This is a genomic window from Hafnia alvei (assembly GCF_034424155.1).
GTDB lineage: Bacteria > Pseudomonadota > Gammaproteobacteria > Enterobacterales > Enterobacteriaceae > Hafnia > Hafnia alvei.
On sequence record NZ_CP139992.1, the window covers coordinates 2,485,137 to 2,509,969 of the forward strand.

Below are 24,833 nucleotides of genomic sequence, written 5' to 3' on the forward strand. Positions count from 1 at the left end.
AATTCAAACAATTAATTGAATTTTAACGCGGCATTATACACGAAAACGTGAAAATGTCCGAACGCTATGCTTTTTTATCCGCGAGGAAAAGGTATAAAAGCGCCAATTTTCTCGGCGGTATAGCGATTCACATCAACGCCTTGCCGCTGAATTTCTTCGCGTAAACCACGAGGAGGAGCATCCAAAGCTTCGTCGGCTAACTCAAATACGCCCCAATGCATGCCAAAAGCTCGCTGACAACCTAGTTCCTGAAATAATCGAACCGAATCCGCGGGATCCATATGCTGAGAATGCATAAACCAGCGCGGTTCATAGGCGCCCAACGGCAGCGCTGCCAACGAAAAGGGCCCTAATCGTTCGCCAATCTCTTTGAGCCGTGGCGTATAACCACTGTCGCCAGCGAAATAGAAGCTATCGGTTAAATGCGATAGCACCCACCCGCCCCACAGGCTACGATTGCGATCCCAAGGCGTTCTCATACTCCAGTGTCGTGCGGGCACATAATGGACCTGCACATCGCCTACCGCACGCTGATCCCACCAATCCAGTTCGTGAACGTGTATCGCACCACAACGGATAAACCACCGTTTCAGCCCAAGCGGCACCATGAAAATCAACGAGGGAAAACGCTTCAACAGCGCATCGATAGTCTGTTTATCAAGATGGTCGTAATGATTATGTGAGATCAAAACCGCATCAATATCTGGCAGTTGTTCAACATTGATAGGCGGCGGCGTTTTTCGCTCTGGCCCGTAGAAGTTCAGCGGTGAAGCTCGCTGGGAAAGCACGGGATCAATCAGGACCTTTTTGCTCCCCATTTTCACCAGCATCGCTGCGTGACCCAGCCACCACACGCCATCCTGTGACTGTTCCAGATCAACCTGCTGCCACCAGCGCTCAACGAGCCCGCGATATCCCTGCTCAGGCTTTAGCGGCAGTCGATTCTTTTTGCGTTCGTTTTGCCAACGTTTTAAATCACCAGAACGATGCTCATTGGGCTCAGGATTGGTAAAACCCTCTGGCGTGTGGTGTGTTTTATTAGGATCATAATAAGGATTTTTCTTCACTCGACGCCCTCTTAGGTGACAACGTCACTTGAATATAGTCAAAATAGCGCCATATTTCCTGATAGCGACCAAAACAAAATAACCACATGGGTGCCGCGTTAAGAATAACTTAATAACTACAGACTATTCTCGATGTCAGCTTTTGTCAGCCACGTAAAGTAGGCTAAAGGTGCTGGGGTTTTGAAAGAATTCTCTTTAGTCTCATTTTCAAGAAACAAACGACGGGTGGATCACAAATTGGCCCGTTAGCGAGTCATCAGGAGTTAATTAAATATGAAAAATAATAAGTCACACACTCGCACTCAACGTCTGCGCAGCGCTCTACAGGGCCAGATGCAATATTGGAAAATGTACCTATCGCTGAAGTCTCGCCAGATGGGGCTCAGCGGTAAAATGCGCCAGATGACGCTTATCGTATCGGCGGTAATGATGGTCGCCATGCTGATGGCAGGCTTCGTGCTCTTTAACCTTGTGGTTCTGAGCGTTGCCTTAATTGGCGCACTAGTTTCACTCTTCCGCCCACGCCAGCGTCCCTTCACCACGCAGGGTCCGAGAGTGATCTAGATTGAATTGAATTCACTTCATGTAGCGTGAAGTTATAACAAAAAAGTGGTAAACAAACCGGGCCGCCTCTCCAGCGGCCCGTTTGCTTTTTATTCTGCTGATAATCTCAATTTCAATAAGCCATAGAGTCAAACGAAACATTCTGGAATAATGAGGCCGACGCAACAGGAGGTCATATGAGTTTCAATCTAGCCGATCTTCCTCAGGAAGAGATGGACAAAGTTAATGTCGACTTAGCCGCAGCTGGCGTATCGTATAAAGAACGCTATCACATGCCGGTTATCGCGGAACTGGTTGAGCGTGAGCAGCCTGAACATCTGCGCACCTATTTTCGTGAACGACTGGCTTATTATCGCACCCTACGTATTGATACCCTGCCATACGAACCGCCAATGAAATAATGCCTGCGTAAGCTACTTTCCACCGGCTAAATCAAGAAAACTGCCGGTGGAATAAGACGCCTCATCCGACAACAACCAAACGATGGCTGCGGCAACTTCTTCAGGTTCACCACCACGCTGCATCGGTAATGAGGCTTTTATTCGATCAACACGATTGGCCTCTCCACCATCTGCATGCATTTCCGTATAAATAAACCCCGGCCGTACACCGTTAACGCGGATCCCTTCCCCTGCCACCTCTATTGATAATCCTTTCGTCAGCGTATCCATCGCACCTTTGCTGGCCGCATAGTCTAGATATTCGAAGGGAGAACCACTTTTGGCTGCCGCAGATGAAACGTTAACAATCGCCCCACCGCGCCCTCCGTGGCGTTTCGCCATGCGCTTAACCGCTTCTCGGCAACACAAAAACGTTCCGGTCACGTTAATATGCAGAATCTGGTTAATTCTCTCTGCCGTTAAGCCTTCTATTGTGGACTGAGTTTGCAAAATTCCAGCGTTATTCACCAGTGCATCCAGCCGCCCCCAATGGTGTTCAATTTGGTTAAACATATTGCAGACGGCTATCTCATCCGCAATGTTGGCGCAGACCAGCAAACTTTCCTGCCCTAAAGCCTCTATTTCCAGCGCCAGCGCCTGTGCTGCCACATGGTTTTGAGAGTAATTGATACACACGCGATACCCACGTTTGGCGAGCAATAATGCTGTTGTCCGCCCTATGCCGCGGCTGGCACCGGTCACGAGAGCAACGGGAGATGAATTCACGGCCATTCCTTGTTAAATTAATGTTTGTAAGCCAGTGTAGCTGAGGTTGAAACGCCTTCAAGTATGATGGGTATAGTGGTAAACGCCATGATGTCGTAATATGTAGTAGACGGCATGTTGCTAATGAGAACGATTACCGGAGAACGAATGACGCAGAACGAACGCAATATTGCCCTAGTATGTGCGCTAAGCGAGTGGATAGAGCAACATCTAGGCCGCGATATTTATCTGGATGAGCTGGCTCGCTACTCTGGGTATTCACTGTGGCATATGCAGAAAATTTTTCGTGAAACCACCGGCATGTCCTTAGGCCGCTATATTCGCGAACGTAAACTGTCTGGCGCAGCAAAACGGTTACGCCACACCGAAGAGTCGATTATCGATATCGCGGTCTACTACGGCTTTGCCTCGCAGTCGCATTTCACCTACATGTTCCGCAAGCATTTCGATATCACGCCAACCAACTACCGGCTCCAGACCGACATTCAGCTGTCTACTATTCAGCCCCTGCACGTGATGTATAAACAAAGCGCCTGAATTCACTGAGAAACAGCACTATGCCAACCTCGTTACGTCACGTTCTCGGCGCTGTTCTGCGCGATCGTTTACTGCAATTTCTTTTGCTTGCTGGCGTCATTTTGGCCTGTTTTACGTCTTCCCCGCTGCGTGATTATCCTCGCTGGATTGATTGGCCCACGATTACCACCTTACTCGGACTGCTGCTACTGACGAAAAGCGTTGAGATGAGCGGCTATTTCGATTGGCTGGGCCGAAAAATGATGGCTCGCCTTAGCAATGAGCGAACGTTAGCGCTGTTTATGGTTGTGGCTTCTGCGCTACTTTCCACGTTTCTTACTAATGATGTCGCTCTTTTTATCGTGGTTCCGCTCACCATCACCTTAAAAAAACTCAGCGCCTTACCTGTTACCCGTTTAATCATCTTTGAAGCATTAGCGGTTAACGTGGGTTCTTTGCTGACGCCAATTGGCAATCCACAAAATATATTGCTGTGGAATCATAGCGGCCTGTCGTTCAGCGCCTTTATTGGGCAAATGTTGCCTTTGTCTGGCGTGCTGCTGTTTCTGCTATTGCTGTTCACGCTGATGTTTTTCCCAAACAAAACTATTCGTCCTCCGGCCGTTCGCCAAGACAGCCCCCGTAAGCGCGGACTATTGCTGGCCTGTGCTGTGCTCTATGGCGTGTTTCTCGTTAGCGTCGATTTAGGCATGCCCTACCTCGGACTGTTAATCGTGCTGGTCGCTTTATTATGTTTGTCCCCTAAAGTCATTTTGCTGGTCGATTGGGCGCTTATTTTCATTTTCATGGCGATGTTTATCGATGTGAAATTACTGACTCAGCTACCAGTGTTATTACCAGTCACGGAAAACATGCAGCATCTTTCAACGCTCGGTACATACACGATCGGCATTCTGCTCTCTCAGGTGATCAGCAACGTACCGGCTACCATTTTGCTGCTGGGTTTTATTCCTGCCACCACTACGCTGGCCTACGCCGTAAATATTGGCGGATTTGGGTTTGCGCTGGGATCCATGGCCAATCTGATTGCCTTACGCATGGCAAATGAAAAACGCATCTGGCTGACGTTTCATCTTTTTTCTATCCCCGCTCTCGTTATCTCTGCGGCGCTTGGCTGGTGGTTAATCTAAACTGATAAGCACTGCGTGATTTTTAGGCTTTATTCCATTTGGTTATTGATAATCGCAGAATGTGATTTAGCAAACCGCAAACAATGGTTTAGCTTCATCATCAATAACGGAACGCAATTACCTGCGTTTTTTTTAAACAAATAATTTAAGTAAGACATTGGGATACCTATGAAAAAAATGACCTTGGCTCTGCTTGCAACCTCATTATTTGCTACCTCTGCACTGGCTCAAGCGGCCGATGATCTGGCGGCAATTAAGTCTGCCGGCGTGATGAAATTCGGAACAGAAGGTACCTACGCGCCTTACACCTACCATGACAAAAGCGGCAAGCTGGTTGGTTTTGACGTGGATGTCGCACGTGCCGTAGCAGAGAAAATGGGCGTTAAACCAGAGTTTGTTGAAGGTCGTTGGGATGGTTTGATTGCCGGTTTGAGCGCCAAACGCTACGACGCGGTCATTAACCAAGTCGGCGTTACCGACGAGCGTAAAGCCAAGTTTGATTTCTCTCAGCCTTATATCGGTTCTAAAGCGGTGCTGGTTGTCCGTGATGACAACACCACCATCAAAAGCTTTGCTGATTTAAAAGGCCAGAAAGCGGCTCAAAGCCTGACCAGTAACTATTCAAAACTGGCGACTAAAAACGGCGCGGATTTAGTGCCTACCGACGGTTTCAACCAATCATTGGATCTCGTGTTAAGCGGTCGTGCAGCGGCAACGTTAAACGATAACCTGTCATTCTTGGATTTCAAAAAACATAAGCCAGATGCGAAAGTTAAAATCGTCGCTACCGATGAAAATACCGAGAACTCAGCGATCCTGCTGCGTAAAGATCAGCCAGAATTAGTGAAAGCGGTCAATAAAGCGCTGGATGAAATGAAAGCTGATGGCACTTATAAAACGATTTCTGTACGCTACTTCGGTCAGGACGTTTCTCAATAATCGTCTTTAACACTATCGCCAAAATAGTGACAAGCCTGCCTCTGTGAATCCTTAACTGGGTATCACTTCATGAGGCGGGCTGTTGTATTTAAGAGGATCGTATTTAGGACGATCGCGTTTAGGCATACTGTTTTTAGACATATCGTTTCAAGACCTATTTTTTAGACTTACTGTATTAGGAGTACGGCATATGGCATGGCTACACAGCCTGACTGACTATATTCACGGCCTTGCCTGGCTACAGCTGATGATTGATTCGTTTTGGAGTCTGCTATCTGCGGGACTGCAATTCACGCTGCCTTTAGCGATCCTCTCTTTTATTGGCGGGATTATCCTTGGCTTTATCACCGCATTGGTGCGCCTCTATGCGCCAAAACCAGTCAAGTGGATTTTTGATTTCTACGTATGGGTTATTCGTGGCACGCCGCTGTTAGTGCAGTTGTTCTTAATCTTTTATGGTTTACCGAGTGCGGGGATCACCCTAGATGCATTTCCGGCGGCGCTCATTGGTTTCACGCTCAGCGTGGGTGCCTATACCTCTGAAATCATCCGTGGGGCGATTATCTCGGTACCTAAAGGCCAGTGGGAAGCCTCTTATTCTATCGGTATGAGCAGTTCACAGGCCATGCGCCGCGTGATCCTGCCACAGTCGGTATTCGTATCACTGCCACCGCTGTCTAACTCATTTATCTCGCTTATCAAAGATACGTCATTGGCTGCGGTGATCACCGTTCCTGAGATGTTCTTGGCAGCACAGCGCATTGTATCTGTCACTTACGAGCCGTTGATTTTATATGTAGAAGCAGCGCTGATTTATCTGGCGTTCAGCACGGTGCTAGGTAAATTGCAAAACAAGCTGGAAGTGTACTACCGCCGCTACGAGTAAGTTTTTGTTATCTGCCCTGCGCACATCGTTTTCTGATTACGTTCATTCCGCATCATCTCCCCCAAAGAAATGGCGCTTTATCTTTGGGGTATTCCTTTTATCTTTGCTTAAAGCTCAATTATTTTTCGAATAAATCACTGTCTTTGGTCTTCGCCATTAGTAAACTCTGAATTATTAGAAAATCTGAACATTCACACACAAACCCTATGGTTTAACTGGTACATTATTCAATTGTTAATCAATTAGGAATGGTGGTTCAGTGGTTCAGTGACTCAATATGACGTAATTCGATTCTTTGCTATCGACGGAGCAAAAACTAAGAATGGTGGTCGAGTTGTTGCTAACAGATGTGCAATGAAATATCACGAACGCAGCATGGCAATCGAAGGCGATGAGGTGGTTTATCCTGATGCGCATACAGCTTATTTGGAGCGTGATGAAAGCACCATGATGGAAAGTATTGTTGAGGGGGTTAAATACACTGTGGCGGCTAGTGGGACTCGCGTAAGCAACGGGGATGAAATCATTGATGCTGGTCAACAAATGTCAGCAATGATAAGGCTAGCCAATGGGGAGATCACATGTGGTTATTTCGATCCGGAAGAGATTGAATTACTAAAAGCTGCTGGGAAAATCTAATTTTCAGTTCTAGGGAGAAGGCTTCACATGAGTCAGAAAGGATATTTTATCCGCGTAGGTGATAAGACAAGCTGCGGCGGTACGGTTAGAGGTGGTAATCCTAATTACAATATGCACGGCCGAGCTGCTTCGAGGCATGGCGATCTCGTCACATGCGGAAAGGATGGCAAGACATACCGAATCATCGGTGGCATCCCTGGTATGCTGGATAATAATGTGCAACTAGCTGGTACGCTCGATAGCATTAGCAGTTGTCCATGTAGGGCTAAACTTCTTTCATCACTCTCGAGCGCGACATATGAGAAAACTAGCCGTGCAGAAGTAAGAATGGCGGCTGCGCCACAATCGGAGGCGCCAACACAATACGCCCAAGCGGCGAAAGCCAACCCGCACCCTCTTAATAATTTAGTTGGCACAATCGGCGGGACGTGTGAAAAAGAAGATGATCCATTAGCTAATGGTGTATTTGTGTGGACTGAAACACATGAAGCCGGCCATGCTTTTATTTCTGTTCACATTAATAGTGAAGTATTTGTATTTACTTACGGGCGTTTTGCTAGAAGAAGCATGATTGGTTTTATTGGAGACGGCATATTAAATTATTTAGTCGATGATGATGCGATTGATTACTATACAACTGAACTTTATAAAATGTCTGCACGTGTATTTAGGATTGATGATGCCGGCATACAATTAACTAAACAGTTATTTGAGGCACGCTGGAATACAGGTAAATCAGTAGCGGATTTAGATGATGCAAAAGAAATAACCAAGCGTAGAGGAAGGCTTATTGATACTTACGATTTGACGGGAAGCAATTGTGCGACTCACTCGGTTACAGTTCTTCGTCAGGCTGGCAGCAAAATATTTGGGACTAGTTACACACCTATGACAACTCAATTCCCAATTGAAGGTGAAGAGGATTTCGCTATCCCAGTGTCTTTACAGAATTATCTTGTAAAGAGAAGTCAAAGTCTGAAATTTATGGATGTGATTGAAGTTACCAATAAATTTAAAAATAAATATCAAAACGCTGGCTTGGTTGAAATTGAAGAAACTGTACAAGGAAAGGTTGTTCACGAAACCGCAGGGGCAATATCTGGGGCTGGCTCCTCAAGCGGCTACTCTGGCGGCACAATAGGTGGAATTCTAAAAGGGTCATATGATGTCGATTAAAGGTTTGCTACGATGGGGAAGTATATTCCTCATCATGATTACATACATATGCGCTTTAGCACTAATAATTATGGACTACGGTGTCACTTTAAAATACGGAGGCATAGATCCGCATGAACAAGTTACCGCAGTCAGATGCAACTCTATCATTGATCAAATATCAATAAGTTTTGTTGAGCTTACATATATTGCATTCTTTGGATACTTAATCTCCATAGTTTTAATCCTTCTTGTTTTTAAAAAGGTGAGATAGAAAGAAGCCACTAGAGTTATCGGTAGTTTGCTAAAAGGATTATATGATGTCGATTAAAGGTTTGTTGAGATGGGGGAGTATTTCTCTCATTACGGTAATTTATAGCGTTTTTTTATTTGGACTTGTTTTGGGGTATTACACTACCCTGAAATATGTAGGTATAGAACCTCATGAACAAGTTACAGCTGTTCGATGTAATGCCGTAATTGATGATTTAACTATAAGTTTTGATGCACTTACGAACGCTGCATTTTTTGGGTATTTTATCTCCATCGCTTTAATTCTTCTTATTTTTAAAAAAGTGAGATAGAAAAAAGCCACTAGAGTTACTGGTGGCTTTTACTTCTATAACTCTAAATGTTATTATTTTGAAATCATTAGGCTTATTTGGTATTTAAATATAAAGCAGAGATATAGTTTTCAACTAGGGTGATAATATATAATTTATGTCAAGTCAGGGAAGGTTAATGAATAAAAATCACTCTGTAAGAGGATGCTGTTTAAGTGGTAACACAACAGATTTTGATATAAAATGAAAGTGGTTAATTTGACGAATGATTCAAAAAAACACATGAGGCGATTGGTGAGTAAAATGGATTTAATTACTATGGCATTAGGAGTTACATCCTTCTTGGTTTTTTTGCTGCTATTATTTATTCAGTCATCAATAACAAAAATCATAAAACCTTATGTTCCTTATTTATTAAAGAATTTGGTTTTTTGCCTGGGGGGATTATACTCGCTCAAGCGGGTGGTATTTTCCTAACCTTTCAAAAAGATCTTTTCTTTTTATTCCCATTAATAGTTTCTGAAGATAATTTTATAGTTAGAGACATGAAGTCTGAACACTACAACTTCGTTAGAACGCTACCTAGTGAAATAACTCTATGGATAAAAATAAAATATATATTATTCTCTGTTAGCATAATATTAATGCTAATTTCATATATTTCCTACAGCTTATTAACAATAAGCTGAGTAGCGTCAGAGACCTAACTTAGAGAGTTATACTAGAGTGCAGGCATGTTGGTGGAGAAGCAGGCTCTAATCTAGGAGAAGGTTTTGGAGAATATATATATGAATCGAGAGGTGAGTAATTGAAATCATTAATTATGTTTTCATCACTTTTCAGTTTTACTGTCATAGTGATAGCCTTCATTTATTCAGAATTAAAAAATAATAAACACAAGGAACTATGTAATGAGTTCCTTGAACAGTATCACTACATACCCGCAGATGTCTTGGCCTATCAAAGTTCTGGTATCCTATTCACATTCCAAAAGGATATTTTTTTCCTTATGGCGGCAATATTCAATGATGATAGCTTTTTTGTTAGAAATTTAGATAAAAACATATATTCTTTTATAAAAAAACAACCATCCAAAAAAATATTTTGGATTAAAGCTAAGTTTTTAATTTTGATATTTGGATTTATATCGCTTATTGCTAACTATATCGCTTTTACTATCTTCATAAAATAAAAATATTCATGAAGTGAGATTGTTGGCGTAGGAGTTGTTAAGCATATAGGCCATTAACTTGGTAGTTCCAGTGGTGAATTGTTGGGTGATAAGGTATATGAAACTTATGGTAAATAATATCTTTAGTACAACTGAAGTGAACAAGTTACAGCTGTTCGATGTAATGCCGTAATTAATGATTTAACTATAAGTTTTGATGCAATTACGAACGCTGCATTTTTTGGGTATTTTATCTCCATCGCTTTAATTCTGCTTATTTTCAAAAAAGTACGCTAGGTTTACAAAGACTATCAAGATTTCTGTTGATCTTCGCAGCTCCCAAGCTCAGCCGTTTATCTTTTACCTCTTGTAAAAACACCTTAAATCAGTATGGAACAGCAGCAATAAAATCACCTTCCACAAAGTAACTGAAACAGAAATCTTCCCGACAAGATACGCCCGCAAAAAAGAAAACCCGCCGTCATTTACTGAAAATCAGCAAACGAATCGAGCGGGTGCAAATGCATGAGAAACTCTATGTCGAAGTTATTCAACAACTTGATAATAGCATCACACATTTAATTAACAATTTGTTTTCCTTGTTTTGTGAGCAGGATCATTAAATTACCCTGTTTTCCGGTTTGGTATCGCCCATCCCACGCGCCCCAAACTCCACCGGTACATCCCTGTACCGGTGACTCTCCCAGCCAAAACTTAAACAATTAAAAGAAAAGAGAGAAATAAAATAAAAAGATAAGAAGACAAAAATATCTTTTGTCTTTTTTATGTTTAAAGGGTGCGTTTTAGAACCACCAGCAGGGATGCTGGTGGCAGGTTGAGGGCGCACAGGACGTACGCTCCGAGACCGGTCGGACAAACGACTCGGTAAAAAGCGCGAGAGTCGAGAGGTTGCGCGCTGGCAACCTTTCGTCGAACGCCTACGTCAGCCGTCTCATAGAAACGCAAATGCACACGAGCGGACGAAATCTTTCACCGCCCTCACATAAAAGATTCTATATACAAGGCGGCGTTGCTTGAGCCGCCTCACTCGGACACCCACGCCAGCGTTTTCATGGAAACACATGTGCTCATAGGCGTTCGAAACCTTTCACTGCTCTAACATAAAAGAACGTAGAGAGCTATATACTCGGTCTTCCGTCAAAACTAGTGTGCCTGCTCCTGCTGAGCAAACTTCAACTCAATCAGCGCTATTGCCTTTTGCACGCCGCGCTTGGTGACAGGGTCGATGCTGGCCTTGTCAAAATTGATACTCTTCAGCTGGCTGGCCATTTTTTCGCGCACTTCGGTAGGCGCAATCACGTCAATGACGTCTAAAATCTGCTTAATCACCAGCTGGCAGGCAACCAGATCGGACGCCAGTTCTTCACTCTCAGTCAGCATCTGAGACATACTTTTTCCTTTTTGAATTCAAATTTACACGTGTGAAATCAACAGAGTATTTTTCCCTGCGGGTTTTTACATAAATGGCTTCGGATCGCCCGCGCCAACGCGCACCACTTCCGGTGAATCTTCGGTCAGATCAATCACCGTGGTTGGCTGCTGGCCTAAGAAACCACCGTGGATCACCAAGTCCACCACTTTACCCAGTGAATCTTGGATCTCTTCTGGATCGGATTCTGCAAAGTCATTGCCCGGCAGCATCAGCGTGGTCGACATTAACGGCTCACCGAGTGCAGCCAACAGATCCAGCGCAATTGGGTTTGACGGCACGCGCAAACCAATCGTCTTACGCTTTTCGCTCATTAGGCGACGCGGCACTTCTTTCGTGGCTTTCAGAATAAACGTGTAGTTGCCCGGCGTATTATTCTTGATAAGACGAAATGCGGTGTTATCAACAAACGCATAGGTCGAGATTTCAGACAGATCGCGACACACCAAGGTGAAGTTATGATTGCTGTCTAACTGACGGATACGGCAAATACGTTCCATCGCGTTTTTCTCACCCAGCATGCAACCCAGCGCATAGCCGGAGTCCGTTGGATAGACGATAACGCCGCCCTTACGCAGAACTTCCACACACTGACTAATCAGGCGCGGCTGAGGGTTATCCGGGTGAATATAAAAAAGCTGACTCATTGTAATTCCTCATTATTCAGGACGCTGTCGATAGCTCAGAAAGATCAATAGCCTAAGTTACCAATCTCGCCATACAGGCTCAACGCCCGTCGGGAGCCACAATTTGCGGCCCAACTCAATCCATGCGCAGGGCTGGTGAAAATCAGAGCCCTGCGAAGCTAATAGCCCGAACTGCAACGCATACGCGGCCAGCTGCGAACGTTCATTAGGGGCTTGTTGGCACTGTGCGACTTCCATCGCATCGCCACCCCAGCTTTTAAAATCGGCAAGCAGACGTTTCAACCACTTGTTGCTTAGCTGATAGCGGCCCGGATGGGCCACCACGGCCTGTCCACCCGCATGGTGAATCGCAACGATGGCCTCTTCAATTGTACACCACTGAGGCGGAGCGTAACCGGTTTTACCACGCGCAAGATAATGTTTGAAAACACCCCCAACGTTGGTTGCATAGCCTTGCTCAACAAGATAGCGGGCAAAGTGACCACGTGTGATCTCAGCACCATCGGCGATACGCGTCGCTCCCTCAAGCGCTCCGGGAATACGCGCTTTCTCAAGCCGCAGCGCGATCTCTTTCGCACGCGCCTGACGCCGAGTCACCTGTTCACTCAGCAACGTTTGTAACTCAGCGCTGTCAATATCGACGTTAAGCCCAACAATGTGGATTTCATGATTCTCCCACAGCGTTGAAATTTCCACACCCGCAATCAGCTCAAGTTCAAGCTCTTGCTCAACAATAGCTTGGCGTGCGGCGGGAATGCCTGCCGTAGTGTCGTGATCGGTGATTGCCAACGTGGTCACGCCCATTTCTGCAGCGCGAGACACCAACTCTGCGCTAGAAAGTAAACCATCAGATGCCGTGGTGTGGCTGTGCAGGTCAAACAGGGGTTGAGGTGACAGCGTCACTTCTTCTGATTCAAGCAGTGTATCTTGCAAAATAGCCATCCTATTGCGGTATCTGGCCCTATCATACCTAGGATGCCTAGCCGAGCGCTAACCTATTCACCTAATTCCTAAATCATTCTCTTACGCTGTACTCCTTTTCTTATTTCTCCTGGATTGAAATTTATTCATTTAAAAGGTGTTGACACATAACCATGAAACTAGTTTACTAGTACGCAGGTTCGGTACTAACCCACACTTTTTTAGTATCGACAGAAAATTAAGGTGAATGAGATGCGTAAGATTTCTTTAAACGGTCAGTTTTCAAATCAGGTGCAGGTGTCCGCAATGACCCTTTCTGCACGTTGGTGGCGCGACTCATTCGGTTGGGCGGAGTAACTGTGTTACGGATATGACATCCAGCACATCCCGCCCGCACCCTGCGGGCTTTTTTATAGCCAAAATTCAGCAAAAAACTCTTTTTAAAGAACACTAGCGAACAAGCGGACATAATAATGACTTCAACAAAACCCACTTTGACCTTGTTAACGCAAACGGCAGCCTATCGTAACGATCCAACGACGCTGTTTCACCTGCTGTGTGGCGCTCGCCCCGCAACGTTGCTGTTAGAATCTGCCGAGATCGACAACAAACAGGATCTGAAAAGCCTGCTGGTTATCGATAGCGCCCTGCGTATTACCGCGATGGGCCGCAGCGTCACCCTTCAGGCATTGACCGAAAACGGTCGTGGCCTGCTTCCGTTGTTAGACGCGGCATTGCCCGCAGATGTTGAAAACGAGATATCCCCAAACCAGCGCGTTCTGCATTTCCCTGCCATTGATACTTTGCAAGATGAAGATGCGCGTTTGAAATCACGCTCGGTGTTTGACGCACTGCGTACTCTGCTCACGCTGGTTATCGTGCCTGAACAGGAACGTGAGGCCATGTTTATCGGGGGCCTGTTCGCCTATAATTTGGTGGCGGGCTTTGAAAATCTTGCGGCACTAAACAGCGATCAGCGTTGCCCTGATTTTTGCTTCTATCTGGCTGAAACCTTGTTGGTACTCGATCACCAGCACCGCAGCGCTCGCCTGCAAGCCTCCGTGTTTACAGAGAATGCCGCTGAAGCACAGCGCCTACAGGCTCGTTTAGAGCAGCTAACCCAGCAGATGACGCAAGAGGCTGCGCCAATTACCCATCCTCGCGTTGAGAATATGCAGCTGAGCTGCAATTTGAGCGACGACGCTTTTGGTGCCGTTGTCAGCCAAATGCAGCAGGCCATCCGTATCGGCGAAATTTTCCAAGTGGTGCCTTCACGCCGTTTCAGTCTGCCGTGCCCTTCTCCACTGGCGGCATACCATACGCTGAAACACAGCAATCCAAGCCCGTACATGTTCTTCATGCAGGATAACGATTTTTCTCTGTTCGGCGCCTCACCAGAAAGCGCGTTGAAATATGACGCGACCAATCGCCAGATTGAAATCTATCCAATTGCAGGCACCCGCCCACGCGGACGCCGCGCCGACGGTGAATTAGATCGCGACTTAGACAGCCGCATTGAGCTTGAAATGCGTACCGACCATAAAGAACTGGCGGAGCATCTAATGCTGGTCGATCTGGCGCGTAACGATCTGGCGCGCATTTGCGAACCAGGCTCACGCTATGTCGCAGACCTGACCAAAGTTGACCGTTACTCGTTCGTCATGCACTTAGTTTCTCGGGTGGTCGGCACCCTGCGCCAAGATCTGGATGTGCTGCACGCCTATCAGGCCTGCATGAATATGGGCACCCTGAGCGGCGCACCAAAAATTCGTGCCATGCAATTAATTTCACAGGCAGAACAAACTCGCCGTGGTAGCTACGGGGGCGCCGTGGGCTATTTCACCGCACACGGTGATTTAGATACCTGCATCGTGATCCGCTCGGCCTACGTAGAAGACGGTATTGCCACCGTTCAAGCCGGTGCTGGCGTTGTTTTAGATTCTGTTCCACAGGCGGAAGCCGACGAAACCCGTAATAAAGCCCGTGCAGTGCTGCGAGCCATCGCCACCGCTCATCACGTGAAAGAGGTGTTCTAATGGCTGACATTCTTCTGCTCGACAATATCGACTCATTTACCTACAACTTGGTCGATCAGCTGCGCTCTAGCGGCCACCGCGTGGTGATTTACCGTAATCAAATTCCTGCGGATGTGATTATCAGCAAACTGGCTGAAATGGAAAATCCGGTACTGATGCTCTCTCCAGGCCCCGGCACACCGTCTGAAGCCGGATGTATGCCTGAGCTATTAACTAAGCTGCGCGGCAAATTGCCTATCATCGGCATTTGTCTGGGTCATCAAGCGATTGTGGAAACCTACGGCGGCCACGTGGGTCAAGCGGGTGAAATCCTGCATGGCAAAGCATCGCAGGTTGAACACGACGGCGAAGGCATGTTTGCCGGTTTGCCTTCTCCGCTGCCGGTTGCACGCTACCACTCACTGGTCGGCAGCCAGATCCCGCAAGGGTTAACGGTCAATGCCACCTTTAACGGCATGGTGATGGCTGTTCGTCAGGATGAAGATCGCGTATGTGGTTTCCAGTTCCACCCAGAATCCATTCTTACTACTCAAGGCGCTCGTTTGTTAGAGCAGACGTTGGCTTGGGCATTAGTCTAAATACGATAAATATAAACAAAATCAAAAGACTAACTTATAAAGAATTGACGGAGTAAACACCATGCAAGCCACATTGATCAAACCAACTATTTTTACGCATCAGCCTATTTTAGAAAAACTGTTCAAATCGCAGTCGATGACGCAAGAAGAAAGCCACCAGCTATTTGCCGCTATCGTGCGCGGTGAGTTAGAAGACAGCCAACTGGCAGCGGCGCTGATTAGCATGAAAATGCGCGGTGAACGTCCTGAAGAAATTGCGGGGGCTGCCAGCGCCCTATTAGCTGATGCCCAACCGTTCCCGCGCCCAGACTATGACTTTGCGGATATCGTTGGCACCGGCGGCGACGGTACGAACAGCATCAACATCTCTACCGCGAGCGCTTTTGTCGCGGCCAGCTGCGGCGCTAAAGTGGCTAAACATGGCAACCGCAGCGTTTCCAGCCGTTCAGGATCGTCTGATTTATTACAGGCCTTTGGCATTCGCTTAGACATGAGCGCCGAAGATTCACGCCAAGCGCTAGATGATTTAAATGTCTGTTTCCTGTTTGCGCCGCAGTATCACACCGGTTTTCGCCACGCGATGCCGGTTCGCCAACAGCTGAAAACCCGCACCATTTTTAACGTGCTCGGCCCACTGATTAACCCTGCGCGTCCACCTAAGGCCCTGATCGGCGTTTACAGCCCTGAATTGGTGTTGCCGATTGCTCAGGCGCTAAAAGTGTTGGGCTATAAGAATGCCGCGGTGGTTCACGGGGGGGGAATGGACGAAGTGGCTATTCACGCACCGACGCAGGTGGCTGAGTTAAACAACGGTGAAATCGAAAGCTATCAGCTTTCTCCGCAAGATTTTGGCTTACAGAGTTATTCGCTGAATGCGTTACAAGGCGGAACCCCAGAAGAAAATCGTGACATTCTGGCGCGCTTATTACAAGGTAAAGGTGATGCAGCGCACGCTGCGGCAGTCGCCGCTAACGTAGCTTTGCTGTTGAAATTGTTCGGTCAGGATAATCTGCGCCACAACGCGCAGCTGGCACTGGAAACCATCAGAAGCGGGACAGCATTTGAGCGAGTGACCGCATTGGCAGCACGAGGCTGAGTATGTTGCAAGGTAATCTTTCACCACAGAAGCAAGAAACCGTATTAAATCGCATCGTTAGCGATAAAGTCGTCTGGGTTGAAGCACGTCAATCCCAACAGCCTCTGGAGAGTTTCCGCGGGAGCATTGAGCCGTCATCGCGTTCGTTTTACGACGCGCTGGCGGGCAACCGTACCGCGTTCATTCTGGAATGCAAAAAAGCCTCGCCGTCAAAAGGCGTGATCCGTGAAAACTTTAATCCGGTTGAAATCGCCACGTTATATCGCGATTTTGCCGCAGCAATCTCGGTGTTAACGGACGAAAAATATTTTCAGGGCGACTTTGACTACCTACGTCAGGTCAGCTCCACCGTTCATCAACCGGTGTTGTGCAAAGACTTTGTGATTTCCGAGTATCAAATCTATCTGGCTCGTCATTATCAGGCCGATGCGATTTTACTCATGCTCTCCGTGCTTGATGATGAGCAGTACCAACATCTGGCCGCCGTAGCTCATAGCTTAAATATGGGCGTATTAACGGAAGCCAGCAATGAAGAAGAGCTGGATCGCGCTATCGCCTTGAAGGCCAAGGTGGTCGGTATCAATAACCGTGACCTGCGCGATCTGTCGATTGATTTAAACCGCACGCGCCAAATGGCACCGCGTTTGCCGCAGGGTGTGACCGTTATTAGCGAGTCAGGCATCCATACCTACAGCCAGATCCGTGAACTGAGCCACTTTGCCAACGGATTCTTGATTGGCAGCGCGTTGATGTCTGAGCCTGATTTAAGCCTGGCGTTACGCCGCGTGCTGTTGGGAGATAACAAAGTCTGCGGCCTGACTCGCGCCGAAGATGCGGCCACTGCCTACAACGCCGGAGCCGTATACGGCGGTTTGATTTTCGTTGGCAGCTCGCCGCGCTACGTTGACATCACTCAGGCACGTGAAGTGATTGCCGCTGCGCCATTGAAATACGTTGGCGTGTTCCGCAACGCCAAACTGGAAACGGTTCGACTCACCGTTGAGCGTCTCGCGCTGCATGCCGTTCAGCTTCACGGGGATGAATCACAGGAATATATCCGCGAGCTGCGTCAGCTATTGCCGGTTAACTGCCAGATTTGGAAAGCGATCAGCATCAGCGACCACATTCCTGCGCGTAATTTGCTGCATGTTGACCGCTATGTTTTCGATAATGGCAACGGCGGCACCGGTGAATCCTTTGATTGGAATCTGTTGGCAGGGAAAACGTTGGATAACGTCATGCTCGCCGGTGGTCTTAACGCCAGCAACTGCATTCTTGCCGCGAAGCTTGGCAGTGCGGGACTTGATTTCAACTCTGGCGTAGAAACCGCGCCCGGCATTAAAGATCAGCAAAAACTAGAAGCCGTATTTCAAACGCTGCGCGCTTATTAATTAAATCAATAATTAGGTTGGTACATAACATGACACTACTAAACCCCTATTTCGGCGAATTTGGCGGAATGTACGTTCCCCAGATCTTGATGCCAGCACTGAAGCAATTAGAAGAAGCCTTTGTCAGCGCGCAGAAAGATCCTGAGTTTCAAGCACAGTTCATCGATTTATTGAAAAACTATGCAGGCCGCCCTACTGCACTGACGCTGTGCCGTAACTTAACCAAAGGCACTAAAACTAAGCTGTACCTGAAACGTGAAGACCTGCTGCACGGCGGCGCGCATAAAACTAACCAAGTGCTGGGCCAAGCATTGTTGGCTAAGCGCATGGGCAAAACAGAAATTATCGCCGAAACAGGCGCTGGACAACACGGCGTGGCTTCTGCGCTAGCCTGTGCCCTGCTCGGTCTGAAATGCCGCGTATATATGGGTGCTAAGGACATTGAGCGTCAATCGCCAAACGTCTTCCGTATGCGTTTAATGGGCGCAGAGGTTATCTCGGTGACTAGCGGTTCCGCTACGCTGAAAGATGCCTGTAACGAGGCGCTGCGCGACTGGTCTGGTTCGTACGATAAAGCACACTACATGCTCGGTACCGCGGCTGGCCCACACCCATACCCAACCATCGTACGCGAATTCCAGCGCATGATCGGGGAAGAGACCAAGGCACAGATTTTAGGCTTTGAAGGCCGCTTGCCTGATGCGGTTCTCGCCTGTGTTGGCGGCGGTTCGAACGCTATCGGCATGTTTGCAGATTTTATCGTCGAAGAATCAGTACGTTTGATCGGCGTTGAGCCCGGTGGATTAGGCATTGAAACCGGACAACACGGCGCACCACTCAAGCATGGCAAAGTCGGGATCTACTTTGGTATGAAGTCACCGATGATGCAGACCGAAGAAGGCCAAATCGAAGAGTCTTACTCCATCTCTGCGGGCTTAGACTTCCCTTCTGTCGGTCCACAGCATGCTTATCTGAACAGCATTGGCCGCGCTGATTACGTGTCCATCACCGATGATGAAGCACTGGATGCCTTCAAACGTTTGTCGCGTGAAGAAGGTATCATTCCTGCGCTGGAGTCTTCTCACGCCTTAGCGCACGCTTTAAAAATGATTGAGCAAGATCCGGATAAAGAACAACTGCTGGTGGTGAACCTTTCAGGCCGCGGCGATAAAGACATTTTTACCGTTAACGATATTTTGACTGCGCGGGGAGAAATCTAATGGAACGCTATCAACAACTGTTCGCTGAACTCAAAACGCGTAATGAAGGTGCTTTCGTTCCTTTCGTCACCCTTGGCGATCCCACTCCCGCGCTCTCTCTGGAGATCGTAAATACCTTAATTGATGCCGGTGCCGATGCGTTAGAATTAGGAATACCGTTCTCCGATCCGCTGGCTGACGGCCCAACCATTCAGGACGCAACGCTACGCGCTTTTGCGGCCGGCGTGACGCCGACGCTCTGTTTCGAACTGCTGGCTGAAATTCGTAAAAAGCATCCACAGATCCCAATTGGCTTACTGATGTATGCCAACTTGGTATTCCACAACGGAATTGACGAGTTTTATCAGCGTTGTGCCGAAGTTGGCGTGGATTCTGTATTGGTTGCCGACGTGCCAATCGAAGAGTCTATGCCGTTCCGTCAGGCTGCATTACGCCACGGTATTGCCCCTATTTTCATCTGCCCACCGAACGCCGATGATGATTTGCTGCAAGGCATTTCCGCGCAGGGACAAGGCTACACGTATCTGCTTTCTCGCGCTGGCGTTACCGGGGCAGAAACCCGTGCTCAGTTGCCGCTGCATCATTTGGTGGCGCGTTTAGATGAGCTGAAGGCACCGCCAGCGCTGCAAGGTTTTGGCATCTCTGAACCTTCTCAGGTAAAAGAGGCGCTCGACGCCGGTGCCGCTGGGGCAATTTCTGGATCCGCTATTGTCAAAATCATCGAAAAAAACCAGCACCAACCCGATGTAATGCTGAAAAAATTGCATGATTTCGTCAGTGGAATGAAAGCCGCTACCCGTCGTTAAGATAGCCGTTTAGATAAACATCACCTCAACAACCGTGCCGTATTCGTACCGCACGGTTTTTTTGTATTAGTGACGCTTACATATTGATAAGCCTGTTTTTTAAAAATGGATTATAGTGATTACGGATGACATGACGACTAATCATTAGATTAGGTTTTAAATCGGTCGTTCCAACTATAAACAGCAAGGAGAAACATTGATGAAATGGGTTAAAGCGATTACCACTTTTTGCGCAGCGGCGATTTTTTCTGTTGCATTGGCAGGCTGTGCGCCAACGGCCAAACAGGAAGGCACCGGCGGTTATATTGATGATACCGTTATTACGACCAAGGTGAAGTCTGCACTATTGGCAGAGAAATCTCTCAAATCAACCGAAATCAGCGTTGAAACCTTCAAAGGCCGCGTGCAGTTGAGCGGTTTTGTTTCTTCATCTGCGGATGCCAACCGTGCAGTTTCCGTCGCAAAAACGGTGAAAGGCGTGCGCGTTGTTGAAAACGATATGCGAGTTAAGTAACCGCTTCTCGCGATCAAAAAAGGCGCTTTACGCGCCTTTTTTATTGTCTGTAACTTTTTGTCTGCTTTCTGCGTCTGCAACACTGAACGTTTTATTGTCCCTGCTACACACTTCTGATTAGAAGCGATAGCCAACGGCAAACATGAATACAAATGGGTCAACATGTGTATCAATGCTTTGCTTTTGGTTATTTCCATCTCTGAACTTGATGGTGGTATCAATATCCATGTACCACAGTGATGCGTTGATCATCCAGTCTTTATCCACCAGATAGTCTAAGCCCACCTGGCCCGCAGCGCCCCATGAATTATCCACGCTCAGATCGTGCAAGCCTAAGCTTTTGCCCGTGTTATTAAACTTCGCATCGTAGAAATTGGTGTAGTTGATACCCACACCGACATAAGGACGCAGCTTGTCTTCCGCTTTACCGAAGTACCACTGAGCCATCAACGTTGGTGGTAGTTGACGTGTAGACGCGATGTCACCGGTCGCCTGCAACCCTACTTTGTGCTGGAACGGCGTTGCTCCCAGCAATTCAACACCAATGTTATCGGTAATCAAGTAGCTGAACGTTAGTCCCAACTGGGTATCGTTATCGATCTTGAATCCACCCAGCCCCATCACGTTATCACTGCTTTCCGTTGGACGCACCGTCGCGGTACCGGCACGAACAATAATATCACCCGCCTGATGAGCCATAGCGAAAGATGGTGCCAGCGTTGCTGCCACACATAGCGCAAGTGTAATTTTTTTCATCATCCCTTCCCTTTATATGGTTATCACTGCGTGCGGAAATATAACCAAAAAGGATGATGCGTGATCTAACACAGATCACATCAATGACATTGTTTTTCACAAAATGACATGTATTAAACATGCATTAATTATATGATTTTACGTAAATTGATGTGGATCAATTTTAACGAGTTATAAACATACCTCACGCATCTCATCTAAGTTGATTGACGTAAAATTAACCTCAGAGTAATTTTTCTATTCCGATTGTTTTGGTTCGAAACCATAAGGAGTGGTGGGAAATCAAGATGAGTAACACACAAACAATTCCAACGATCTCACAACATAATCCCTGCATCTCATGTGGCGCATGCTGCGGTTTTTTCCGCGTTTCATTTTATTGGGCCGAAGCGGATGATGCCGGAGGCCTTGTGCCCGCTTCACTGACCGAGCAGGTCAACCCTTATATGCGCTGTATGCAGGGCACCAACACGAAAAAACCACGCTGCGTGAATTTGCGCGGAGAAATTGGTCAGAATGTTATGTGTTCGATGTACGAGAACCGCCCCTCACCCTGCCGAGAATTTTCTCAATCTTGGGAGTTTGGAGAACCTAACGAAGCCTGCGATCGCGCCCGCGCCGCCTATGGGCTTACTCCGCTTGCTCCGCCAAACGCTGAAGAAATCGCCAGTAAAATAGCAGCGGGGTGCCACTTCCCCGGTTAACAGGGTACAATCGGCGCACATTGATTATTCTAAATCCCTTAATAACCTGATACTGCCGCGATCCTGCTGCTGTTTTAGTCAATTAGGGGGTCGTTGCAAATGCCAAGGAGCGCCTGCATGCCAATCACGGCCCGTACATTGTACCGTGACAGTTTTAACTTTTTCCGTCATCAGATAAGCACGCTGTGCCTGTTAGCGCTGTTAACCGCGTTTATTTCGGTGATCCTGAATCAGGCATTCACGCCGGGTGCAGACGATCTGAGTATTCTAGCCGGTGCTGATGGAACGCTAACGTCCGGTATGGGGCTGCAGGAAATGGTGCAGCAGATGACGCCCGAGCAACAGATGGTGCTGCTTAAAGTATCCGCTGCGGCCAGTTTCTCCGCGCTGATTGGTAATGTGCTGCTGCTCGGCGGTATGTTGGCGTTAATTCCGTTGGTATCTCAAGGACAACGCCTCAGCGCTCTGCGTGCGATTGGTACTTCTGCACCAATGCTGCCACGTCTGTTACTGCTGATGTTCCTGTGTACGTTGATGGTTCAGCTTGGTATTACCGCCTTTATCGTGCCGGGTATCGTATTGGCCGTTGGGCTAGCGTTAGCGCCGATGATTATGTCCGAAGAAAAGGTCGGCGTAATCAGAGCTATTCGAAGCAGCTTCCGCCTATCATTCGCCAATGTGCGTTTGATAAGCCCTGCCATCATGCTCTGGCTGGCGGCAAAACTGGCGCTGCTGCTGTTGGTAGGTGTGCTTTCTGCGCTGCACCCAACGGTGGGAATGGTGATTATGGGCGCGCTGAGTAATCTGGTTTCTGCGATGCTGATTATCTATCTGTCTCGCCTTTATATGCTGGTGAGACAACCGGCGTAATCAATACGTGATAGCAAAATGGGAGCCACGGGCTCCCATTTTTTATGGTGATACTTTAAAGTTCTATTGGCGGCTGATGTAAAGCGCTCTTATCTTCCAGCGCCAGGACCTTGGTTTCACTCGGCGGCGATGGTTCGCAGTTTACGCATTCGCTACTCTGAATAAACTTAAGCGCCAAATAGAGATCGGAAACAAACAACAGTCCTTTCTCTTCGCCCTTCGCGCGGTTTGCGCTGAACCAGCGCTTAAGGTCGGTTCTTCTCCCCGCTAAGACTAACTTGACGTTACGCTGTTTTAAATCGCGTTTCAGCTCATCAATAGCTGAGATCACGCTGATATCGGGATAGGTAAAACTGGCGACCGCATCAATCACCACCCAGCGCGGCTGAAACGGCATGCCGTCAACCAAATTAAGCACTCGTCTTTTGAAATAGCTGACGTTGAAATAGGTCAGCGGCGAGTTAAACCGATACATCAACACGCCTTCGACCGCTTTAACATGCGCTCCGTTGCCTAGCGAGTGGATCATACCCTCTTCGTTCACGCCCAGCAGTTGTTCCGTTGGACGAAACACGGTGCGCAAAAACTGGAGTAGACCGAGTAAAACGGCCAAACCGATCCCCGGCATAACCCCTACTAACATCACGCTGGCAAAGGTAAACAGCGCCAAACGAAACGCCGGTGGATTTCGACGGCGTAGCTGAATAATCGTGCGGAAATCCAGCAATGACCACGACGCATAAACCAACACCACGCCCAGAGCCGAGACGGGAATGTACTGCAACGGAGAGGTAAAGAACAACACCACTACGCCAATCACCACCGCCGCCACAATGGAAACAAGCTGGCTTTTACCGCCGTTGGCATCGTTCACTGCCGTACGCGAGCTGGTGCCGCTGATAGCAAAGCCCTGTGACAAACCAGAAATGATATTGGCGATACCCAGCGCTCGGAACTCGGCGTCGGCGTTAACTTCATAGCCATTTTTGGCGGCAAAGCTGCGTGCAGTAAGCATCAGACTAACAAAGCTAATCAACGCCAGGTTAAGCGAGGGGATCACCAAATCACGCAGCAAACCGGGCTGGAAACTTGGCCATTGCACAATCGGCAAACCATCACTGAATCCACCTATCGTACGTATGCCATGACGCGGCAACTCAAAGAGCCAAACCAACAACATTGCCAGACACATTGCGATAAGCGGCGCTGGCCAACTCGGGCGCAGTCGTCTCACGCCGATCAGCACCACCAGCGTGAGCAGTGATAACAGCATGGTCGGCCAGTGGCTCCCCAGTAAATCATGCGGCAACGACAACAAGCGTTCGATAAGCTCACGCGCTTTAGTTTGGAAGCCAAAAATTTTGCCTAGCTGATCGACAATAATGGTGATCGTCAGACCGTTTAATAATCCGGTGAGAATAGGCCGCGACAGTAAATCGGCCAGCGCGCCTAGACGAAAACGGCTGGCGATCAAACACCAACCACCGGTCATCAGCGTCATCATGATACACAGTTGCCATTGAAGCTCAGTGTTACCCGCGGCAAGCGGTGTCACAACCGCCGCGATCACCGCACAGGTGGCCGTATCTGGTCCCACAATGACCTGACGCGAGGAACCGAAAAGCGCATAGGCGATCATGGGGAACACGCAGGAATAGAGTCCAACGATAGCGCCAACGCCCGCTAAATCAGCGTAGGCAATCGCCACCGGTAAGGCCACGGCGGCAACCGAAAGCCCGGCACGAATATCACTTGTCAGCCACTCCCGCTGATACCCCATCAAGAGGGCTAAACCCGGCATCCAGCCGTTAATAAATTTCCATTTCATGTCGCTTACCTTCTTTACACGCTTGCTACATCATGCGTGTAAGCAACAAACTTATCAAGGTGATAGCAAGCATTATGCCATCTTGTAAGTATTTGCAAAAATAGCCGCCGTTGCATCCCACTCGGCGGCATTATGCGCGATAATGAGAACAGGTACGCGTTAGGGTTTTAATGCCTCGCCGCACTGAATCGGGTATAGT

General features: G+C 47.8%; 23 protein-coding genes and 2 pseudogenes. 18 read left to right on the forward strand and 7 right to left on the reverse strand.

Annotated features, from left to right (window positions below):
- Window positions 1-74: 74 nt before the first annotated feature.
- Window positions 75-1,067 (reverse strand): MBL fold metallo-hydrolase, encoded by a 993-nt coding sequence (locus U0008_RS11635; protein WP_043493426.1) that lies wholly within the window; start codon window positions 1,065-1,067, stop codon window positions 75-77.
- 273 nt (window positions 1,068-1,340) lie between these two features.
- Between U0008_RS11635 and U0008_RS11640 the strand changes: the two genes are divergently transcribed.
- Both U0008_RS11640 and U0008_RS11645 read left to right on the forward strand, forming a co-directional pair.
- The gene (locus U0008_RS11640; protein WP_043493427.1) at window positions 1,341-1,631 is read left to right on the forward strand and encodes a hypothetical protein; all 291 of its coding nucleotides are present in this window, start codon (window positions 1,341-1,343) and stop codon (window positions 1,629-1,631) included.
- Window positions 1,632-1,807: 176 nt separating this feature from the next.
- Window positions 1,808-2,032, forward strand: coding sequence for a DNA polymerase III subunit theta (locus U0008_RS11645; RefSeq protein WP_025796857.1), 225 nt, complete (start codon window positions 1,808-1,810; stop codon window positions 2,030-2,032).
- A 12-nt stretch (window positions 2,033-2,044) separates the two neighbouring features.
- On the opposite strand, the gene U0008_RS11650 is transcribed toward U0008_RS11645, so the two are convergent.
- The gene (locus tag U0008_RS11650) at window positions 2,045-2,803 is read right to left on the reverse strand and encodes an SDR family oxidoreductase (RefSeq protein WP_043493430.1); all 759 of its coding nucleotides are present in this window, start codon (window positions 2,801-2,803) and stop codon (window positions 2,045-2,047) included.
- A gap of 141 nt (window positions 2,804-2,944) precedes the next feature.
- Between U0008_RS11650 and U0008_RS11655 the strand changes: the two genes are divergently transcribed.
- From U0008_RS11655 to U0008_RS11685, 7 genes are all read left to right on the forward strand, one after another.
- Window positions 2,945-3,334: a helix-turn-helix domain-containing protein gene (locus tag U0008_RS11655; RefSeq protein ID WP_025796861.1), complete on the forward strand. Its 390-nt coding sequence runs from the start codon at window positions 2,945-2,947 to the stop codon at window positions 3,332-3,334.
- Window positions 3,335-3,354: 20 nt separating this feature from the next.
- Complete coding sequence (locus U0008_RS11660; protein ID WP_043493436.1) at window positions 3,355-4,464, forward strand: SLC13 family permease; 1,110 nt, start codon at window positions 3,355-3,357, stop codon at window positions 4,462-4,464.
- Window positions 4,465-4,632: 168 nt separating this feature from the next.
- Window positions 4,633-5,403, forward strand: coding sequence for an amino acid ABC transporter substrate-binding protein (locus tag U0008_RS11665; protein WP_040044839.1), 771 nt, complete (start codon window positions 4,633-4,635; stop codon window positions 5,401-5,403).
- Window positions 5,404-5,593: 190 nt separating this feature from the next.
- Complete coding sequence (locus U0008_RS11670) at window positions 5,594-6,289, forward strand: amino acid ABC transporter permease (protein WP_025796867.1); 696 nt, start codon at window positions 5,594-5,596, stop codon at window positions 6,287-6,289.
- Between the two features lie 354 nt (window positions 6,290-6,643).
- Window positions 6,644-6,928: a hypothetical protein gene (locus U0008_RS11675; RefSeq protein WP_327058428.1), complete on the forward strand. Its 285-nt coding sequence runs from the start codon at window positions 6,644-6,646 to the stop codon at window positions 6,926-6,928.
- A 27-nt stretch (window positions 6,929-6,955) separates the two neighbouring features.
- The gene (locus U0008_RS11680) at window positions 6,956-8,104 is read left to right on the forward strand and encodes a PAAR domain-containing protein (protein WP_043493440.1); all 1,149 of its coding nucleotides are present in this window, start codon (window positions 6,956-6,958) and stop codon (window positions 8,102-8,104) included.
- A 296-nt stretch (window positions 8,105-8,400) separates the two neighbouring features.
- Window positions 8,401-8,667, forward strand: a complete 267-nt coding sequence (locus tag U0008_RS11685) for a hypothetical protein (RefSeq protein WP_151200917.1) — start codon at window positions 8,401-8,403, stop codon at window positions 8,665-8,667.
- A 2,314-nt stretch (window positions 8,668-10,981) separates the two neighbouring features.
- On the opposite strand, the gene U0008_RS11690 is transcribed toward U0008_RS11685, so the two are convergent.
- The 3 genes from U0008_RS11690 to rnm form a co-directional block, all read right to left on the reverse strand.
- Window positions 10,982-11,227, reverse strand: a complete 246-nt coding sequence (locus U0008_RS11690) for a DUF2766 family protein (RefSeq protein ID WP_004093204.1) — start codon at window positions 11,225-11,227, stop codon at window positions 10,982-10,984.
- A gap of 66 nt (window positions 11,228-11,293) precedes the next feature.
- Window positions 11,294-11,914 carry an L-threonylcarbamoyladenylate synthase gene (locus U0008_RS11695; protein ID WP_040044834.1) on the reverse strand — a complete coding sequence of 207 codons (621 nt, stop codon included), beginning with the start codon at window positions 11,912-11,914 and terminating at the stop codon, window positions 11,294-11,296.
- 57 nt (window positions 11,915-11,971) lie between these two features.
- Window positions 11,972-12,856: an RNase RNM gene (gene rnm / locus U0008_RS11700; protein WP_043493453.1), complete on the reverse strand. Its 885-nt coding sequence runs from the start codon at window positions 12,854-12,856 to the stop codon at window positions 11,972-11,974.
- 452 nt (window positions 12,857-13,308) lie between these two features.
- Between rnm and U0008_RS11705 the strand changes: the two genes are divergently transcribed.
- The 7 genes and pseudogenes from U0008_RS11705 to U0008_RS11730 all read left to right on the forward strand — a co-directional run bounded on the left by U0008_RS11705 (window position 13,309) and on the right by U0008_RS11730 (window position 20,476).
- Window positions 13,309-14,871 (forward strand): anthranilate synthase component 1, encoded by a 1,563-nt coding sequence (locus U0008_RS11705; protein WP_043493455.1) that lies wholly within the window; start codon window positions 13,309-13,311, stop codon window positions 14,869-14,871.
- Window positions 14,871-15,444, forward strand: a pseudogene (locus U0008_RS22545) (glutamine amidotransferase-related protein); the annotation flags it as partial. The gene U0008_RS11705 and the pseudogene U0008_RS22545, both read left to right, overlap by 1 nt.
- A gap of 105 nt (window positions 15,445-15,549) precedes the next feature.
- Window positions 15,550-16,545 (forward strand): annotated as a pseudogene (gene trpD / locus U0008_RS22550) (anthranilate phosphoribosyltransferase); the annotation flags it as partial.
- 2 nt (window positions 16,546-16,547) lie between these two features.
- Window positions 16,548-17,936 (forward strand): bifunctional indole-3-glycerol-phosphate synthase TrpC/phosphoribosylanthranilate isomerase TrpF, encoded by a 1,389-nt coding sequence (gene trpCF, locus U0008_RS11715; protein WP_043493457.1) that lies wholly within the window; start codon window positions 16,548-16,550, stop codon window positions 17,934-17,936.
- A 29-nt stretch (window positions 17,937-17,965) separates the two neighbouring features.
- Window positions 17,966-19,156, forward strand: a complete 1,191-nt coding sequence (gene trpB / locus U0008_RS11720) for a tryptophan synthase subunit beta (RefSeq protein ID WP_040044830.1) — start codon at window positions 17,966-17,968, stop codon at window positions 19,154-19,156.
- Window positions 19,156-19,962, forward strand: coding sequence for a tryptophan synthase subunit alpha (gene trpA, locus U0008_RS11725; RefSeq protein WP_040044829.1), 807 nt, complete (start codon window positions 19,156-19,158; stop codon window positions 19,960-19,962). The genes trpB and trpA overlap by 1 nt, the downstream gene beginning before the upstream one ends.
- A gap of 199 nt (window positions 19,963-20,161) precedes the next feature.
- Window positions 20,162-20,476 carry a BON domain-containing protein gene (locus U0008_RS11730; protein WP_025796889.1) on the forward strand — a complete coding sequence of 105 codons (315 nt, stop codon included), beginning with the start codon at window positions 20,162-20,164 and terminating at the stop codon, window positions 20,474-20,476.
- 117 nt (window positions 20,477-20,593) lie between these two features.
- Here the strand turns inward: U0008_RS11730 and ompW are convergent, their stop codons facing one another.
- Complete coding sequence (gene ompW / locus U0008_RS11735; protein ID WP_025796891.1) at window positions 20,594-21,232, reverse strand: outer membrane protein OmpW; 639 nt, start codon at window positions 21,230-21,232, stop codon at window positions 20,594-20,596.
- A 314-nt stretch (window positions 21,233-21,546) separates the two neighbouring features.
- Between ompW and U0008_RS11740 the strand changes: the two genes are divergently transcribed.
- Window positions 21,547-21,936, forward strand: a complete 390-nt coding sequence (locus tag U0008_RS11740; RefSeq protein WP_172625180.1) for a YkgJ family cysteine cluster protein — start codon at window positions 21,547-21,549, stop codon at window positions 21,934-21,936.
- A 117-nt stretch (window positions 21,937-22,053) separates the two neighbouring features.
- Window positions 22,054-22,806, forward strand: coding sequence for a YciC family protein (locus tag U0008_RS11745; protein WP_025796895.1), 753 nt, complete (start codon window positions 22,054-22,056; stop codon window positions 22,804-22,806).
- A 55-nt stretch (window positions 22,807-22,861) separates the two neighbouring features.
- Here the strand turns inward: U0008_RS11745 and U0008_RS11750 are convergent, their stop codons facing one another.
- A complete protein-coding gene (locus tag U0008_RS11750; RefSeq protein WP_043493463.1) occupies window positions 22,862-24,634 on the reverse strand; it encodes a SulP family inorganic anion transporter in 1,773 nt (590 codons plus the stop codon).
- Between the last annotated feature and the right edge of the window lie 199 nt (window positions 24,635-24,833).